This is a genomic window from Corynebacterium sp. MSK004 (assembly GCF_030232515.1).
Taxonomy (GTDB): domain Bacteria; phylum Actinomycetota; class Actinomycetes; order Mycobacteriales; family Mycobacteriaceae; genus Corynebacterium; species Corynebacterium hesseae.
In genome coordinates this window covers 79,748-96,147 of sequence record NZ_JASPKB010000008.1, presented here as the reverse complement: position 1 = coordinate 96,147, position 16,400 = coordinate 79,748, and the positions used below count along the sequence as shown (strand labels likewise).

The 16,400-nt window shown below is 60.2% G+C and carries 15 protein-coding genes; 6 read left to right on the top strand and 9 right to left on the bottom strand.

Going from position 1 to position 16,400, the window contains the following annotated elements:
- Positions 1-49 precede the first annotated feature (49 nt).
- Complete coding sequence (locus QP999_RS10515) at positions 50-499, bottom strand: DUF2631 domain-containing protein (protein WP_070533158.1); 450 nt, start codon at positions 497-499, stop codon at positions 50-52.
- 191 nt (positions 500-690) lie between these two features.
- Between QP999_RS10515 and dxr the strand changes: the two genes are divergently transcribed.
- The 5 genes from dxr (at position 691) to map (ending at position 7,156) form a co-directional block, all read left to right on the top strand.
- Positions 691-1,857 (top strand): 1-deoxy-D-xylulose-5-phosphate reductoisomerase, encoded by a 1,167-nt coding sequence (gene dxr / locus QP999_RS10510; protein ID WP_070686157.1) that lies wholly within the window; start codon positions 691-693, stop codon positions 1,855-1,857.
- A 15-nt stretch (positions 1,858-1,872) separates the two neighbouring features.
- Positions 1,873-3,081 carry a M50 family metallopeptidase gene (locus QP999_RS10505; RefSeq protein WP_284848270.1) on the top strand — a complete coding sequence of 403 codons (1,209 nt, stop codon included), beginning with the start codon at positions 1,873-1,875 and terminating at the stop codon, positions 3,079-3,081.
- Between the two features lie 64 nt (positions 3,082-3,145).
- Positions 3,146-4,309 carry a flavodoxin-dependent (E)-4-hydroxy-3-methylbut-2-enyl-diphosphate synthase gene (gene ispG, locus QP999_RS10500; RefSeq protein WP_070445607.1) on the top strand — a complete coding sequence of 388 codons (1,164 nt, stop codon included), beginning with the start codon at positions 3,146-3,148 and terminating at the stop codon, positions 4,307-4,309.
- A gap of 57 nt (positions 4,310-4,366) precedes the next feature.
- Positions 4,367-6,217 carry a penicillin-binding transpeptidase domain-containing protein gene (locus QP999_RS10495; RefSeq protein ID WP_070686161.1) on the top strand — a complete coding sequence of 617 codons (1,851 nt, stop codon included), beginning with the start codon at positions 4,367-4,369 and terminating at the stop codon, positions 6,215-6,217.
- Between the two features lie 69 nt (positions 6,218-6,286).
- The gene (gene map / locus QP999_RS10490) at positions 6,287-7,156 is read left to right on the top strand and encodes a type I methionyl aminopeptidase (protein ID WP_284848269.1); all 870 of its coding nucleotides are present in this window, start codon (positions 6,287-6,289) and stop codon (positions 7,154-7,156) included.
- A 122-nt stretch (positions 7,157-7,278) separates the two neighbouring features.
- On the opposite strand, the gene QP999_RS10485 is transcribed toward map, so the two are convergent.
- The 6 genes from QP999_RS10485 to QP999_RS10460 form a co-directional block, all read right to left on the bottom strand.
- Positions 7,279-7,713: a hypothetical protein gene (locus QP999_RS10485; RefSeq protein ID WP_284848268.1), complete on the bottom strand. Its 435-nt coding sequence runs from the start codon at positions 7,711-7,713 to the stop codon at positions 7,279-7,281.
- Positions 7,714-7,761: 48 nt separating this feature from the next.
- Positions 7,762-8,115: a hypothetical protein gene (locus QP999_RS10480; RefSeq protein ID WP_284848267.1), complete on the bottom strand. Its 354-nt coding sequence runs from the start codon at positions 8,113-8,115 to the stop codon at positions 7,762-7,764.
- 246 nt (positions 8,116-8,361) lie between these two features.
- Positions 8,362-8,850, bottom strand: a complete 489-nt coding sequence (locus QP999_RS10475) for a hypothetical protein (RefSeq protein WP_284848266.1) — start codon at positions 8,848-8,850, stop codon at positions 8,362-8,364.
- A 48-nt stretch (positions 8,851-8,898) separates the two neighbouring features.
- The gene (locus QP999_RS10470) at positions 8,899-9,315 is read right to left on the bottom strand and encodes a hypothetical protein (protein ID WP_070686167.1); all 417 of its coding nucleotides are present in this window, start codon (positions 9,313-9,315) and stop codon (positions 8,899-8,901) included.
- 340 nt (positions 9,316-9,655) lie between these two features.
- Positions 9,656-11,041 (bottom strand): mycothione reductase, encoded by a 1,386-nt coding sequence (gene mtr, locus QP999_RS10465; protein ID WP_284848265.1) that lies wholly within the window; start codon positions 11,039-11,041, stop codon positions 9,656-9,658.
- Between the two features lie 58 nt (positions 11,042-11,099).
- Positions 11,100-12,101: an alpha/beta hydrolase gene (locus tag QP999_RS10460; RefSeq protein ID WP_284848264.1), complete on the bottom strand. Its 1,002-nt coding sequence runs from the start codon at positions 12,099-12,101 to the stop codon at positions 11,100-11,102.
- A gap of 301 nt (positions 12,102-12,402) precedes the next feature.
- Between QP999_RS10460 and mqo the strand changes: the two genes are divergently transcribed.
- Entirely contained in the window at positions 12,403-13,905 is a 1,503-nt protein-coding gene (gene mqo / locus QP999_RS10455) for a malate dehydrogenase (quinone) (RefSeq protein ID WP_284848263.1), read from the top strand.
- 289 nt (positions 13,906-14,194) lie between these two features.
- On the opposite strand, the gene QP999_RS10450 is transcribed toward mqo, so the two are convergent.
- Together QP999_RS10450 and QP999_RS10445 are read right to left on the bottom strand one after the other, a co-directional pair.
- Positions 14,195-15,583 carry a protein adenylyltransferase SelO family protein gene (locus QP999_RS10450; protein ID WP_284848262.1) on the bottom strand — a complete coding sequence of 463 codons (1,389 nt, stop codon included), beginning with the start codon at positions 15,581-15,583 and terminating at the stop codon, positions 14,195-14,197.
- Positions 15,576-16,391 (bottom strand): PhzF family phenazine biosynthesis protein, encoded by an 816-nt coding sequence (locus QP999_RS10445; RefSeq protein ID WP_284848261.1) that lies wholly within the window; start codon positions 16,389-16,391, stop codon positions 15,576-15,578. Before QP999_RS10445 ends, QP999_RS10450 begins: the two co-directional genes overlap by 8 nt.
- Positions 16,392-16,400: the final 9 nt, after the last annotated feature.

The following is a 16,400-nucleotide window of genomic DNA, read 5'->3' as shown; positions in this document are numbered from 1 at the left end:
TTCATTCATGAACTGCGGGAAGGGAGCTTTTGTTTACAGCGAAGAAGCTTTAGTTAGCCACCGGCTTGGCAGCGTGGCGGCCGTCGGATACGCCGCGGAGGTGAGCAACGCGGGAAGGCTCAATGTTGAGGGCGCGCAGCTCGTCATCGGTCAGGGAAGCGTAGACGTTGCCAACGGTCTTCTGCTCGTATGCCCAGTCCGGCTCCTCGTGGCCCACCGGCTTGTTACGGGCGGTCAAGGTGCGTACCTGGGAGAGCTTCGGCTGCAGAGCGTAAATGACCAAGCCGAGGGCGATGAGGACTGCCAGGGCGATAAGCCAGACCGTCTCTACGTGGCCCTTGTGGTTACCAAAGTTATAAGCAAGCAGGAACGCGACGGACGTCCAGCCGGCGATCTGTACGCCTGAGCGGCTGATGCGGGACCAACCGAAACCTGCGGACGGGACGTCATCGGTGGATACGCCGTCGAAAACCTGCGATGCCGGCTTGTGGGAAGACACTTGCTCTCCTTTGCGTGTACATGCGGCCCGCCCTGGTTAGAACTAGTTGCGTGAGGCGAGCGCACGAAAATGCCAGTTATTCTGTGTAGTAGTTTAAATGATTCAGCCGATAACCGCGATTAAACACCCCCGCCTATCGCTATCGGAGCGCACAGGACTCCGACTAGGGGTGACCGGCTAGGGTTGAGAGGGTGAGTACCCAACGCATTCTTATTCTCGGCTCTACTGGCTCGATCGGCACCCAAGCTCTGGACGTTATCGCGGATAACCCGGATAAGTTCACAGTCGTAGGCATTGCCGCCGGCGGCTCCAACCCGCAGCTCATTATCGAGCAGGCTCGTGCCCTCAACCTTTCGTTTGACCACGTGGCCGTCGCCAAGCCCGATGCGGCACGCACCGTCTCCGAGGCCCTCGGTGGCACCGTGCTCTCCGGCCCAGATTCCGCAGAGCAGCTGGTCCGGGCCATCGATGCGGATAAGGTCCTCAACGCGCTCGTCGGTTCAATGGGCCTAGCCTCCACGGTCGCGACTTTGGAAAAAGGCGAGCTTCTAGCGCTGGCGAATAAGGAATCCCTCGTCGCCGGTGGCTCCATCGTGACCCGCCTGGCGGGGGAGGGCCAGATCATTCCGGTGGATTCCGAGCATTCCGCCATGGCGCAATGCTTGCGCGCGGGCAGTGATGTGGAGCTTGATCACCTTGTGCTCACCGCTTCCGGTGGTCCCTTCCGAGGCTGGACCCGCGAGGAGATGTGGGATGTCACCCCGCAGCAGGCTGCCCAGCACCCAACGTGGTCGATGGGGCAGATGAACACCCTGAATTCCGCCACGCTGGTCAACAAGGGCCTGGAGCTCATTGAGGCCACGCTGCTTTTCGACGTCTCCCCAGAGCGCATCGAGGTCACCGTCCACCCCCAGTCAATCGTCCACTCGATGGCGACGTTTACCGATGGCTGCACCATCGCGCAGTGCTCGCCACCGTCGATGAAGCTGCCGATCTCCCTCGCATTGGATTGGCCGCGCCGCGTACCGGGTGCCCAGCCGGCGTTGGATTTTTCCACCGCGCATGACTGGCATTTCGAGCCGCTGGATGATGAGGCCTTCCCGGCCGTTCGCTTGGCGCGCGAGGTTGCCGCCGCCGGAGGTACCCACGCTGCCGTGTACAACGCCGCCAACGAGGAGGCGGCCGCGGCCTTCTTGGCAGGGCGCATTCACTTCCCGGAAATTGTTGACGTTGTCAGCCACGTCGTGGATCAGGCCGCGCAGTTCGCTGGTGTACCCTCTAGCGTCGATGATGTCCTCGCCGTGGAAGGCGAGGCCCGCCGTCGCGCCAACGCGATGGTGGATTCGCTCGCTCGTTAGAAAGCCCCCTAATCTATGGCAAATGTCCTCGGCATAGTTCTCTTCGCCTTGGGGATCGGCATCACCGTTGCCCTGCACGAGGCCGGTCACATGTTTACCGCTCGTGCCTTCGGCATGCGCGTGCGCCGCTATTTCATCGGCTTCGGTCCGCGCGTTGCGTCCTTTACACGTGGCCACACTGAGTATGGCCTCGCTGCCTTCCCAGTGGGTGGTTTCTGCGATATCGCAGGCATGACGGCGCAGGATGAGTTCCTCACGGAAGAGGAAAAGCCCTATGCCATGTACACGAAGCCGGCGTGGCAGCGCATCATCGTGCTGGCCGGCGGCATCACCGTCAACCTGCTTTTAGGATTTATTATCCTGCTGCTCATCGCCATGACGACGGGCCTGCCCAACCCAGACGCGGATGTGCGCCCGCGCGTTGGCGAGGTGTCCTGCGCGGCGAATCAGAAGGCCGATGGCGAGCTCGAACCGTGCCAGGGAGTAGGCCCTGCTGGTGAGGCGGGCGTGGAACCTGGGGACATCGTTCTCGCGCTGAACGGCGAGACCATGGACTCCTTTGCACAGCTTCGCGATACCGTCATGAGCTACCCCGGTGACACTGTCACCCTCAAAGTCGAACGCGATGGCGAGCCGCGTGACTTCGACATCACACTTGCTACGGTGACTCGACTCAACGGCGAGGGGCACCTGGTGGAGGTCGGCGCCATCGGTATGAGCAACCAGATTATCGATATCAGGGAGACCTACTCCTTCGTCGACGCCTTCCCGGCGACCGCCCGCTACTCGGGCTATGCGCTTAACGCCACGGTCCAAGGAATCGCGCAATTCCCAGCCAAGATCCCGGGCGTGGTGGCCTCCATCTTTGGGCAGGAGCGCGATGTTAACGGACCAATGTCCGTGGTGGGAGCCTCCCGTGTAGGCGGCGAGCTGGTCGAGCGAAGCCTGTGGTCATCCTTCTTCATGATGCTGGCTACCCTCAACTTCTTCCTCGCGCTGTTTAACCTCATCCCACTCCCGCCGTTCGATGGCGGCCATATCGCCGTCATCATTTATGAGAAGATCCGCGACGCCCTGCGCCGCCTCATGGGCAAGGACCCGAAGGGGCCCGCGGATTACACCAAGCTCATGCCGGTGACCTATGTGCTGGCTTTCCTCCTTATGGCGGTGGGTGCTCTCATCATGATTGCGGACGTGGTTAACCCAATTCGGCTGTTTGGCTAGTGATCCACCTGCGGTGCGCGGTGCTAGAGTAGGGGCGTTAAAACCCAATTAGCAAGGAGCACACATGTCGACCCCTATTGGTCTTGGAATCCCCGACGGCCCGCCTCCCACCCTGGCGCCGCGCCGCAAGACGCGTCAGCTCATGGTTGGCCAGGTGGGCGTGGGCTCTGATCACCCGATTTCAGTGCAGTCGATGACCACGACGAAGACGCACGACGTCAACGCCACCCTCCAGCAGATTGCACAGCTGACCGCGAGCGGCTGCGACATCGTTCGCGTTGCCTGCCCGAAGACGGTTGATGCGGAGGCTTTGCCGGCGATTGCGCAGAAGTCCCCGATCCCGGTGATTGCAGATATCCACTTCCAACCCAAGTACATCTTTGCCGCCATCGATGCCGGCTGCGCTGCGGTGCGCGTCAACCCGGGCAACATCAAGGAATTTGATGGCCGCGTTAAAGAGGTTGCGAAGGCCGCCGGTGATGCCGGCATTCCGATTCGCATCGGCGTCAACGCAGGCTCCCTGGATAAGCGCATCATGGAGAAGTACGGCAAGGCCACCCCGGAGGCTCTCGTCGAATCTGCGTTGTGGGAGGCCGGCCTCTTCGAGGAACACGGCTACGGCGATATCGCCATTTCCGTCAAGCACAACGACCCCGTCGTCATGGTGGAGGCCTACCGCCAGCTCGCCGCTCAGTGCGACTACCCGCTGCACCTCGGCGTCACCGAGGCTGGCCCGGCATTCCAGGGCACCATCAAGTCTTCCGTCGCTTTCGGCGCCCTGCTCGCCGAGGGCATCGGTGACACCATCCGCGTGTCCTTGTCAGCGGATCCGGTCGAGGAGATCAAGGTCGGTGACCAGATCCTGCAGTCCCTCAACCTGCGCCCGCGCAAGCTCGAGATTGTTTCCTGCCCTTCCTGTGGTCGCGCACAGGTGGACGTCTACAAGCTCGCCAACGAGGTCACCGAAGGCCTCGACGGCATGGAGTTCCCGCTGCGCGTGGCTGTCATGGGCTGCGTGGTCAACGGTCCGGGCGAGGCCCGTGATGCCGACCTCGGCGTGGCCTCCGGTAACGGCAAGGGCCAGATCTTTGTCAAGGGTGAGGTCATCAAGACCGTTCCCGAGTCCAAGATCGTGGAAACGCTCATCGAAGAGGCAATGCGCCTAGCTGAAGAACAAGGCCTGGAAGCCGTAGAGGGCGCCAAGGCTGAGGTCCGCGTTACCAAGTAACCCACCTGCGGTGTGGGGCGGCCGTCTAGCCGCCCCAGGCTGCTACGCTGCCCAAGCATGAAGAAGTTCGTGGCGCTGCTCGGTGCGGCAAGCATCGCGGCGTCGTCCTTGGTGGGATGCACCCCCAAGCCGGTGTCCGCACGTCCAGTCGCTGAGCAATTCCTGGAAGACATGGAAACCCGCAATAATGAGGACTTGGCGCAGCTTGTCGATGATGGCAGCACAGCTACGAACACACTCGACGCAACCTTCGCGGGCCTGCAAGCCGAGGGACTCGACGTCGAATTGACCGGGGTTGATCAACAAGAGGCCCAAGCCACCGCGCACTATTCGGTGACGTGGACCCTGCCTCGCAATCGTTCCCTGCGCTATGACACCTCGATGGCCTTAACGCGCAAGGAGAAAGACTGGACGGTGCGCTGGCAGCCCAGCATTATCCACCCCGATCTCGGCGCGCACCAACACCTCGAATTGCGCTCAATAGCCCCGAAACGCGCCGGCGTGGTCTCCTCCGATGGGGTGGAGCTCATGTCTCCGGGCTTGCAATACCGCCTCGTTATCGATACCGACGCCGTAGACGACTCACGCCCCGTCGCCGCGAAAGTATCCGGCGCGCTGAACCAGGCTCATCAAGAGGATGATTCCATCCCGGAGATTGACTCTGGTGAACTTGCCAAGAACCTCGAAGAGGTCGATGGCTCTTATTCGGTCGCCATGCTCAACGAGGGGCAGGCAGCGCGGCTGCGCCCAGTTCTGGAGAACCAGAAGGGGATTCGTTTTAACGAGGAACCGGCGCTCATCACGCGCGATACCGGCTTGGCCCCGGACATCCTCGCCCGCGTGCGCTCCATGGTCTCCGAGGAGGTCGACGGAACAAATGGATGGTCCGTTTCTGTTGTCAACGAACACGGAGCCGCGCTTTCCGACGTCGAGCATCACGAACCCGAGGCAGCTCCGTCGATCAAGGTATCGCTGGACTATGACGTCCAGCGTGCCGCGCAAGAAGCCGTCAATCAGCGTGCTGAATACGAGGCCATGCTCGTAGCCATGCGCCCTTCGACCGGCGAGATTCTAGCCGTGGCCCAAACCCCGGAGGCAGATAAGAAGGGCGATATCGCCCTCCAAGGCCAGTTCCCACCGGGTTCGGTGTTTAAGATCATTACGGCCTCGGCGGGCGTCGACAAGCAAGGCCTTTCCCCAGACTCTATCGTTCCGTGCCCCGGCACCATGGAGCTGTATGGGCGCACCGTCACCAACTACAACGGGTTCTCCCTTGGCTCGGTGCCGCTGCGCCAAGCCTTTGCACAATCCTGTAACACCACTTTTGCGCAGATCTCTACGGATCTGCCGAAGGGTGAGCTACGCGATGTGGGCAAACAATATGGTCTGGGAATTGACTATGAGGTGCCGGGCTTATCGACGATCACCGGCTCCGTCCCCGAGGGCGAGACACCCCTCGAGCGCACGGAATCCGGTTATGGACAGGGCCTCGACCTCGTTTCTCCCTTCGGCATGGCGCTTGTCTCTTCGACGGTTGCGGCGGGCAAGACCCCGACGCCGACGCTTATTGAGTCACGTGAGACCAAGGTGTCCGAAAAGGTCCCCGCGCCCAGCGAGGAGACCTTGACTCAGGTGCGGGACATGATGCGCCAGGTGGTGGCAAGCGGTACTGCATCGGGGATGCAGGCACAGGGCACCGTCTACGGCAAGACCGGTGAGGCGGAGATCAATGGTGGCTCGCATGCCTGGTTCACCGGCTACCGCGACGACGATATCGCTTTCGCAACTCTGGTTGTTCTGGGCGGTGGTTCGACAATTTCGGTTAACATCACGGACAATTTCCTGCAGCGCCTCGACGCCCTCCGAGCGGAAGGCCACGGCGAGGTTGCCCCCGCACAAGAGCAGTAGCGCGTCGAAGCCAGCGCGCCTGTGGTGTCCTTTGTCGGGCGCTGGGGAAGAGGGCTACCATGAGTAGTTATGACTAAGCGCGCGATGCTGAAGCAAGAAAAAGATACTCCAATCCGCAAGGTACCGAAGGGCATTGAGCGCCCGGAGTACGTGTGGAAGGACTCGGTTCAGGAAGCCCAGGGCGAGCCATTCGTGCAGACCCCAGAGGTTATTGAGGCCATGCGTGAGGCCTCCCGAATCGCCGCCAACGCCCTCCAGGAGGCCGGTAAGGCTGTGGCTCCCGGTGTGACCACGGACGAGATTGACCGCGTTGCGCACGAGTACATGTGTGACCACGGCGCATACCCATCGACGCTGGGATACCTGGGGTTCCCGAAGTCCTGTTGCGTCTCCCTCAACGAGATCGTCTGCCACGGCATCCCGGATACCACGGTGATTGAGGACGGTGACATTGTCAATATTGACGTCACTGCGTTCAAGAATGGTGTCCACGGCGATACCAACGCTACTTTCCTTGCTGGCAACGTCACCGAGGAGCATAAGCTGTTGGTGGAGCGCACCAAGGAAGCGATGATGCGCGGCATTAAGGCCGCCAAGCCCGGCCGTGAGATTAACGTCATCGGACGCGTCATTGAGTCTTATGCTCACCGCTTTGGCTACAACGTGGTCACTGACTTTACCGGTCACGGTGTAGGCCCCACCTTCCACAACGGGCTGGTTGTGCTGCACTATGATTCCATGACCTACCGTGACATCCTCGAGCCTGGAATGACCTTGACCATCGAGCCGATGATTAACCTGGGCTCGCTGGACTATGAGATCTGGGACAACGGCTGGACCGTCCAGAACACCGATGGCCGGTTCACCGCGCAGTTCGAGCACACCATCGTCATCACCGATGATGGTAACGAGATCCTCACCCTTCCGGATGAGGCCTAGCGTTTAAGCGCCGACGTTTAAGCGCTGAGCACTTAAACATAGCCAAAATGAAACAAAGCCCTTCGCCTGCCGTGCGGTACACGGTGGGGCGGAGGGCTTTGTGCTGCCAGTAATAAACGTGACTAGAAGGAAACGTTCTTGATGGCCTGGCCAACGTAGTCCGGGATAACGCCGGAGTACACAGCGTAGTTGTAGGCGGCAACAGCGGAGGAGACAGCAGCAGCGGCAACCATAGCGATGGTGCCACCGCGCCAGAGGTCCAGCCACTGCGGAACCTGGGACGGGTTCTTGGTGGAGCCGAAGGCGTCAGCACCCTTACCGGTGATGTTGCCGTCGGTCACGCCGCCCAGCTTGGAGGAGAGGGAGCCATTGCCCTCAGAAGAGAGTGCGGAGGACATCTCGGAGGAGGTAGCGTCCTTCTGGAGTTCCTTCTGGACCTGCTCCTCGGTCAATCCGGAGCCAGGAACAGCTTCAGCAGCGGAAGCAACAGTGGTGCCAGCGAAGGCGACGGTGACGGCGGTTGCAGCAGCAACGGCGGCGGTGCGGAATTTACGCATCTTGGGTAAAGCCTTTCAGAAAGTGGGTTAGAAGAGGGAAGGGGAGAACTACATGCCGAACTTGAGGTAGTTCAGTGCCGGGCCAACCAGACCACCGGCGATGGTGATGATGGTGGCGACGATGCCGATGCCAGCGAGGGCCTGCGCCCACTTCGGCTCGCTGGAGATCGAAGAGTTCTGGCCGAAGATGTTCTGACCGTTGGCTTCCTTTTCAGCCTCGAGTGCCTTGCCCAGTGCGGAAGAGCCGCCTGCTTTCTGGGTGCCCTGCTGCTCACCAGCGGATGCGGAAGAGTTGGAAGCAGAGTCGTTGCTGCTGCCCTCTGCGGCGGTAGCAACGGTGGTGCCGCCGAATGCAACAGCGAGAGCGGTAGCACCGGCAATGGTGGCCTTGCGAATGCGCATAGTGTGAATCCTTTTAAACCTCGTAGGAACTGAAGTAACTATAGGGTGCCCCAAGTCACTTGAGCGATTCTAGCGTAAACATTGGCAGGATTCACGGAATTCGCATCATTAGTATGCGTGCATATCCCGCTTAAAGCGTCCCAGCTACTCAGCACTGGGCCCAAGCATGCAAAAGCGCCCATCCTCACGACAAGAGGATGGGCGCTATTGAAGTTCGCTGAGTTAGTCAGCGTACCCGCAACTTAATTAGCGGCGGAAGATCGGATCCAGCAGGTGTGCCGGAACGATGTTGTTGTACACAGCGAAGTTGTAAGCGCCGATGATAGCGCCGATGACGGAGGAGACACCCAAGGTGATAACGCCCGTCTTCCAGTTGGAAGCCCACTCCGGCATCTTCGGGTCGGTCTCTTTGCCCCACATATCCTCGCCGGTGACCTTGTTGTCAGGGGTGACGACAAGCTTGCCGTTCTCGTCCTTTTGCCAAGCGCCCCACTTATAGCCCAGCTCGGACAGGAAGCTGGAGGAAGAGGAGGAGTCCTTGTTGGTGTCCTTGGCCGAGGAGGAGTCCTCGTTGGAGTTCTCGGTCGAGGTGGAGGTGCCCTCGTTGGTGTTCTCGGTCGAGGTGGAGGTGCCCTCGTTGGTGTTTGCGGTCTCTGCGGAGGCAACGACGGTGCCGCCGAAAGCTACGGTGACAGCGGTGGCAGCAGCAACGGCTGCAGTGCGGAAGTTACGCATTGTGAAAATTACCTTTCGGAAGTTTTGGTGAAGCCGTGTGGCTGTTGCTTAGAAGGACGGGCCGTGTACGAAGAAGTTGTATACGGGGCCGATGATGGTGCCGAGCAGAGCAGAGACGCCAGCAGCAACGGTTACACCGTAGAGGACCTTTGCCCACTCCGGCTGCTCGGAGAAGCCATCCTTCTTGATGCCGAAGATGGCAGTGCCGTCGGCTGCCTGGTCGCTCTCAAGACCCTCGATGTTGCCAATCTTGGAGGACAGGGAAGGCGTGTAGTCCTCAGGGGTGGTGTCGGCTACGCCGCCCGGGCCGGTCTTAGACTGGCTCTTCTTAGACTGGCTCTGCTTCTCAACGGTGACGGTGTTGTCGCCCTGCTCAGTGGTCTCAGCGGCGAAAGCAACGGTGGAGCCGCCGAAGGCAACAGCGAGAGCAGTAGCGCCGGCGAGGGCTGCATTGCGGATACGCATATCAAAAGTCCTTAGTGTCGTACGTGCAAGGCCTCCGGTTGAGAGGTCTTGATTTACAGGGATAGGGATTAGTTTGGTATCCCCAAAACACACTGAGCCGGTAGAGAGTATCGGCTCGTTCCGGTGTCCGTAATTAACCTAGCCAACGGTCAGGCAAAATGCACGTCAGTTGGAGCGTTCTTTTATGCACTGCCAGCAATCACCCCCGAAATGGGTGATTTTCTTAAAGGTTGCTGGCAGATGTTGTTGGCGTTAAGACGTGCTTGTAGTGGCGTTCAGCGGGAATGGCAAAAATGGTTTAACGCCAATGTGAAAAACGTCACACGATTCGATGTAACTTTCACTCTAGCCACTCTAGTCCCAAAACGGCGTTCTCCACTACTTCTGGCAGTGCCGGGTGGATCCAATACTGTGAACGGGCGAACTCGCGCATGTCGAGGTCGTAGCTCATCGCGGTGATTAACTGCTGGATAAGCGTGGAGGCCTGTGGACCCATGATGTGGGCGCCGAGGAGCTTGCCCGTGGCCCGCTCAGCTACTAGTTTGCAGATGCCCGTCGAGTCTTCCATCGCCCAGCCATAGGCAACGTCGCCAAAGTTTTGCACCTTTACAGTGACGTCATAGCCCTCCTCGCGGGCTTGTTCCTCAGTGAGTCCGACCGTCGCAATCTGTGGGTGCGTAAAGATGGCAGAGGGCACGTGCTCGTGGGGCATGGGCTGGAGATCGTCCGGGTGCAGCAGATTGTGCTGCACTGCTCGTTGCTCCGCATTGGCCACGTGCTTGAGCATGTACGGAGATGAAACATCCCCGAGCGCCCACACACCCTTGCAGGTTGTGCGGCCAAACTCGTCGACCTTGATTCGACCGTCCTCGTGCATTTCAATGCCGCTGGCAGAAAGATCCATCTGGTCGCCGTTGGGCTGGCGGCCGGTGGCAACGAGGATGGCATCTGCCTCCACGACGTCCCCGCTATCCAAGGTAAGGCGTACGCCGTCTTCGGTTTCATCGAGCGCAGTGGCGGTGCCGATGCGGACGTCGAAGCGCTTTCGTGCGAGGTCGTTGAAGCGGGAGCTTAGGTCCTCATCGAGGAAACGGAGGAATTTCTCCGAGCGGTTGACCACGGTGACGTCGGTCCCCAGGCCGTCGAAGACGTGAGCAAACTCCATGGCGATGTAACCGCCACCTACCACTATGAGGCTGCGCGGCTGCTTCTCAAGCCGCATGATGTCTTCATTGGTGTGAACCGGGGCAGTGGCGCTGGCATACGGCTCGGGTAGCACGGGGCGTGAACCGGTAGCGATGACTATATTGTCACCGGTGATGATGTCCTCACCCGCCTGCAGGGTCTTCGGTCCGATGAACCGAGCGTGCTGATCAAAGACTGTAATATTGGGCGTTTCCTCGCCACGGCGGTACTCTTCGCCGCCCTGGGCAATCTGATCAATTCGGTTGTGGAACACGCGCTTGACGATGCCCTCCCAATCCACAGCATCCACGTGGGCGCTGAGCCCAAGGCGCGTGGCCTCGCGCGCGGCGAGCGCAACGTCGGCGGCGTAGACGTACATCTTCGTGGGAATGCAGCCTACGTTGAGGCACGTGCCGCCGAACGTTCCCTTCTCAATGATGGCGATGGATTTATCGTCAAACTCGGGAGAGGGGATTGAATTTCCCGAACCTGTGCCGATGATGACGAGGTCAAAGTGCTGTGCGGAAGTCATGCCGATCATTCTAAAGGTTGACTAGCCGCAAACCGTGCAGGCTTTTAGGAGCGCGAGGCGCGGGAGGTTAATCCGTCTCAAGTGGTGCTACTGTGCTCAACCATTCCGCCGTGGCGGAGAGAGCGTCTTGGAGCGGCTCGGGACGCGAGAGAAAGAGATCGTGGCGCCCATTGTTGACAACGTGGAGCGTGTAGCGAGCACTGAGTTCCTTGGCCCAGCGCTGGCTTTGCTGTACATCAACGACAGTATCGGCGGTATTGGAGGACTCGCTGTATGGCCGGTTGAGCTCGGAGCGTCCAGAGGTTATAGTGAGCAGCGGGAGCCCAACGTTGATGCGGCCGGAGTGGATTGCGTCGAATCCACGGAAGACTGCGGCAACCCAACCCAGGAACTTTGGGTGTCCGCCTAGCGGCTTCAGGCGAAGATCGAAGTCCCAGTCGCCCTGTTCCCCGGAATGGACCGACTCCCCATAGGTTGTGAGGTCACCGGCGGGTATTTCGAGTCGTGGGGCGATGGCAGCGCCGGCATAGATAACGTGCTTGAGCGTCTCGTAGGTTCCATTCGGTATTCCCATCATGGCTAGCCAGGGGCTGTTGAATACGACGCCAGCGATGCGGGCGAAACGCTCGCGATCATGGCGGCGAAGGCGATCGAGCCAGAGCGCGGTGATGGTGCCAGCGGTGGAGTGGCTCATGATGATGACACGCTGGTTGGGGAGGGCGTCGAGAGCCGCGTTGAGATCAGCGTCGTAGTACTGCAAGTTGCTGATGTAGTGCCAGGTCTGTCCGTCCCGTCGAGAGCGTCCGCACTTGCGCAGGTCGACAGCGTAGAAGGCATAGCCGAGCTCATAAAAGTAGCGTGCTACGTGGTCGTGGAAGAAATAGTCCGTCATCCCGTGGACCCACAGTAAGGCTGGGCGATCATCATGGGCGTCGCCGCCGGGGCAGTAGCGCACGAGCGTCGCGCAGACATTGCCTTCGCCGTCAGGGTCGGTGCCGAGTACGAGTGGAGCGGCCTGGAAGTCGGGGCCGAGGATGTCTTCTGACCATTCGAGTTCGTTATGCGTCATGGGATTCATGATAGGTCGCGCGGCCAGATGCATCTGGCAGAGCGGAGCGCTGACGGGAAACACCCTGCACCACAAATGGGGTAACAAATTCGAAATCGGGCATTTATTTTTTCAGGAATGCCTATTTCGCAATAAGGGGCGTAAAGTGGAATTAATGCTTGACGGACCTTCCGCAGGGGTGGTCTGTATGCCAGCTTGGACCCTAGCATCGTCGAGCGCTTTCTCACCGCGCCCTGTGCACCCACATGTGCGGGGCATTTGACCACATCGAATACATCGACTTAAAGAGGTAATAAGTACAGTGTCCTCCGATAAGAAGACAGCACAAGTAGTAGACGAGGTTGAGGTCGCACTCATTGGTGCAGGTATTATGAGCGCCACCCTCGGCGCCATGCTGCGTGAGCTCGAGCCCAGCTGGACCCAGATGGTCTTCGAGCGCTTGGACGGCCCTGCGCTTGAATCCTCCTCCCCGTGGAATAACGCTGGTACTGGCCACTCCGCGTTGTGTGAGTTGAACTACACCCCGGAGAAGAATGGCCGCATTGATGTTTCCAAGGCCATGAACATTAATGAGAAGTTCCAGGTTTCGCGCCAGTTCTGGTCCCACCAGCTCAACAACGGCATTCTGACGGACCCGAAGGCCTTCATCAACCCAGTTCCGCATGTGTCCTTTGCACAGGGTTCCATCCAGGTTGACTACCTGAAGCGCCGCTTCGATGCGCTGAAGGATAACCACATGTTCCCGAACATGCAGTTCAGCGATGATGACGCTACTTTCCAGGAAAAGCTTCCTCTGATGTCGGAAGGCCGTGACTTCAACGCCCAGAAGGTCGCTATTTCCTGGACCGAAGTTGGTACCGACGTCAACTTTGGTGCCCTGGCAAAGCAGTTCTTCACCGCGGCTAAGGCAGCGGGTACCGAGATCCGCTACGGTCACGAGGTCGTCGATATCAAGCGCGATGGTTCCAAGTGGCGCGTGGTGGCAAAGAATCTGCATACCGGTGACTACGAGGCCGTCCACGCCAAATTCGTCTTCGTGGGTGCAGGCGGCTACGCGCTCGACCTGCTGCGCAAGGCTGGGGTCCGTGAGGTTTCTGGTTTCGCAGGCTTCCCGGTTTCCGGTCTGTGGCTGCGTTCTAAGAACCCGGATCTGATTAAGCAGCACCACGCCAAGGTTTATGGCAAGGCTGCTGTGGGCGCTCCGCCGATGTCCGTGCCGCACCTGGATACCCGCGTCATTGATGGCGAGCAAGGCCTGCTGTTTGGCCCGTACGGCGGCTGGTCCCCGAAGTTCCTCAAGAAGGGCTCCTACCTGGACCTGTTTAAGTCCATTCGTCCGGATAACATCACCTCTTACCTGGGCGTTGCGGCACAGGAGTTCGGCCTGACCAAGTACCTGGTTACTGAGGTCCTCAAGGACTTCGACAAGCGCGTCGAGACCCTGAAGGAGTACGTCCCGAGCGCAGACCCGGCAGATTGGGAGACCGTCATCGCCGGCCAGCGCGTTCAGGTGATTAAGCCGGCGGGTGCACCGCAGTTCGGTTCCTTGGAGTTCGGTACCACCCTCATTAATAACCCTGAGGGCAACATCGCCGGCCTGCTCGGCGCTTCCCCGGGAGCGTCCATCACCCCGGCCATCATGGTGGAGTTGCTGGAGCGCTGCTTCGGTGAGCACATGATCCAGTGGGGCGATAAGATTCAGGAAATGATTCCTTCCTACGGCACCAAGCTCTCCAAGGACAAGCAGCTCTACAACGAGATGTGGGAGTACACGCAGAAGACCCTGCAGCTTGAGTCCAAGTAATTTCTCCTTTCGGCTCGTAGGTGCTTGCCTCGCAGGTAATTCTCAGTAACTGGCAGGGAGTGTTCAGTGCACCGGAACGCTCCACCAAGGAGAGCGCCCCATAATAATGGTGTGCGTTTGAGAGAGCGCATGCGAGAGAGATAGAGAGAACCCCAGCCGCGCGGGGCGGTCGGCCTGAGAAACCGACTGGGAGCGTGGCAGTGAAAGATAGAGACGCACCGCCGCCCCGAGACTCCGTTTCCTTTCCTACGGAGGCCTCGGGGCGGCGGTGTGTTTTCCTTTTCTTCTCTTACGTTCCGCAGTAGGTGAGGTAGCCTTCCGTGCCACCCGGTTGCTCGTATTCTGGCGCGGCAGTAAAGGGATGCGTGGTGGCGTGAAGCAAGCGGGGGAATTCTTCAGCATCGCTCAGTGCGGCCTCGACCAGACGCGGGCGGGGAATCACGCGGGGCACGGTTTGCTTGAGAGACTCGACGTTGGGGCCACTAGCACAGTAGGCATCAACAAATCGAGCGTCACCAAACATCTCATAGGCTTCTGCCGGTTCACCCGCCGCTGCGCTGACGAGACTGCGGTGGGCCTGCGTGAGATCCGGAGCGGACCGTGCAAGGGCCGCACTATAGTCCAGGAAGAGCTCATCGGGAATCTGCAAACGGCTCGCGGCTTCGCGGCGGCGCGCCTTTTCATAGCGCTCGCCAAAGGAATTGATGGCCGCCTGAGCCCAGGTGAGGGCGGCGTTGGGGGAGACGTCGAAAAGCGGCAGCAGTGATTCCGCCAACCGTGCAAGGTTCCAGCCCAGCATGTCGGGCTGACGCCCAAAGCGGTAGCGACCCTGCGTATCGATGGAGCTAAACCAGGTATTGAGGTCATAGTTTTCCATGAACGCGCACGGCCCGTAGTCAATCGTCTCACCCGATAGCGTGGTGTTATCGGTGTTCATCACGCCGTGGATGAAACCCATCTGCATCCACCCGGCAACCGTCGCTGCCTGTGCGTCCATGACGCGGGTAAACAGCTCTCGGTAGTCGGCGCCAGGGTAGTGGCGTTCAATGGTGTAATCGGCGAGCTGTTGGAGTAACCCGGGCACCTGCGAGTGCGCGGCGAAGTGGAAGGAACCAACACGGATGTGGCTCGCGGCAACGCGCACGAGAACGCCTGCTTCCTCCACCATCTGGCGCTGAATGGGACGGCCGGTCCCGATGACCGCCAGCGACCGCGTGGTGGGCACACCGAGGGCGTGCATCGACTCGGAGAAGAGATATTCACGCAGCATTGAGCGCAGCGTGCCGCGCCCATCAGAGCCATAGCGCGAATAGGGGGTTAGTCCTGTCCCTTTGGCATGCAGATCCCAGAGGCCCGTGGGGTTGTGCGCAGCGGTGGGGCCGGTGACTTCGCCCAAGAGCAGGGCGCGGCCGTCACCCATTGTCGGGTTGTATTGGCCGAACTGAAAGCCGGCGTAGGCCATTGCGTGGGGAGTAACTGGCCCGCGGCCGAGGAGAAACTCCAGGCCACCTTCGCTGCGCAGCCAGTCCGGGTCGAGGCCCAGTTCGGCGGCTAGCTCTTCGTTGAGCACTACCATTCGCGCCGTTGGCTGTTCCTCGCCCCGGCTCGCCGTGACCATGTGGGGAAGGCGTTGGGCGAATTCGCTGCGTAGCTCGAAAGGGAGGGAGGCATCAGACATCGCGAGACTCCAGGGTTCCGCGCACGCGAACGTGAGCGTTGCCGCCGACCCAGATGTCATGACCGTCGTCGTTGATATAGACGCGGCCATCGCGCCCTACCTGGCGGCCTTGTGCCGCGGTATAGCGGGCAGGGACAGCGCCCTTGGCGCGCAGGAATTGGGCAGCGCCGCCGTTGAAGGAACCGGTGACGGGGTCCTCGTATTGCCCGGTGATGGCGCGAACCTCGTAGGCCGGCTCCACATCCCCGGTGAGGCCGACCACGCCGACCTTGACGCCGGGGGTGGGTGTGGGGCGAAACTTCCGCACGGCTTCAGCAGACTCGAGCTGGACCAAGCGCCAGCCAGGACCGTTGTCCACCCAGCCGGAGTCAACGATGCTCTCTTGGCCGATTCCGAGGACAGCTGCCGCTTCGGCCTGCTCCGCGTCGTTGAGCGCCCCGTCACGCACCAAGGGCGGGGTAGCGAAGGCGAAGCGGCCCTCTTCTTGGCGCACGGTGACCAACCCAACTCCGCATTCCTGAATCAGGGTGTCGTTCTTTCCGAGCAATTCTGCTGCCACGCGCGCGCTGCCCAGCGTGGGGTGGCCGGCGAAAGGAAACTCCTCGTAGGGTGTAAAAATCCTCACTCGGTAGTCCGCGCCTGGATCTGTAGGCGAGCACAGGAAGGTTGTCTCAGAGAAATTGGTCCAGTGCGCGATGCGCTGCATTTCTTCGGTGCTTAAACCATCGGCATCCGCGACCACGGCGAGGGGATTACCGGTGAACGGTCCAGTGGCAAAGACATCTACTTCAAAGAATCGGTGCTGCATGGGGCTTAA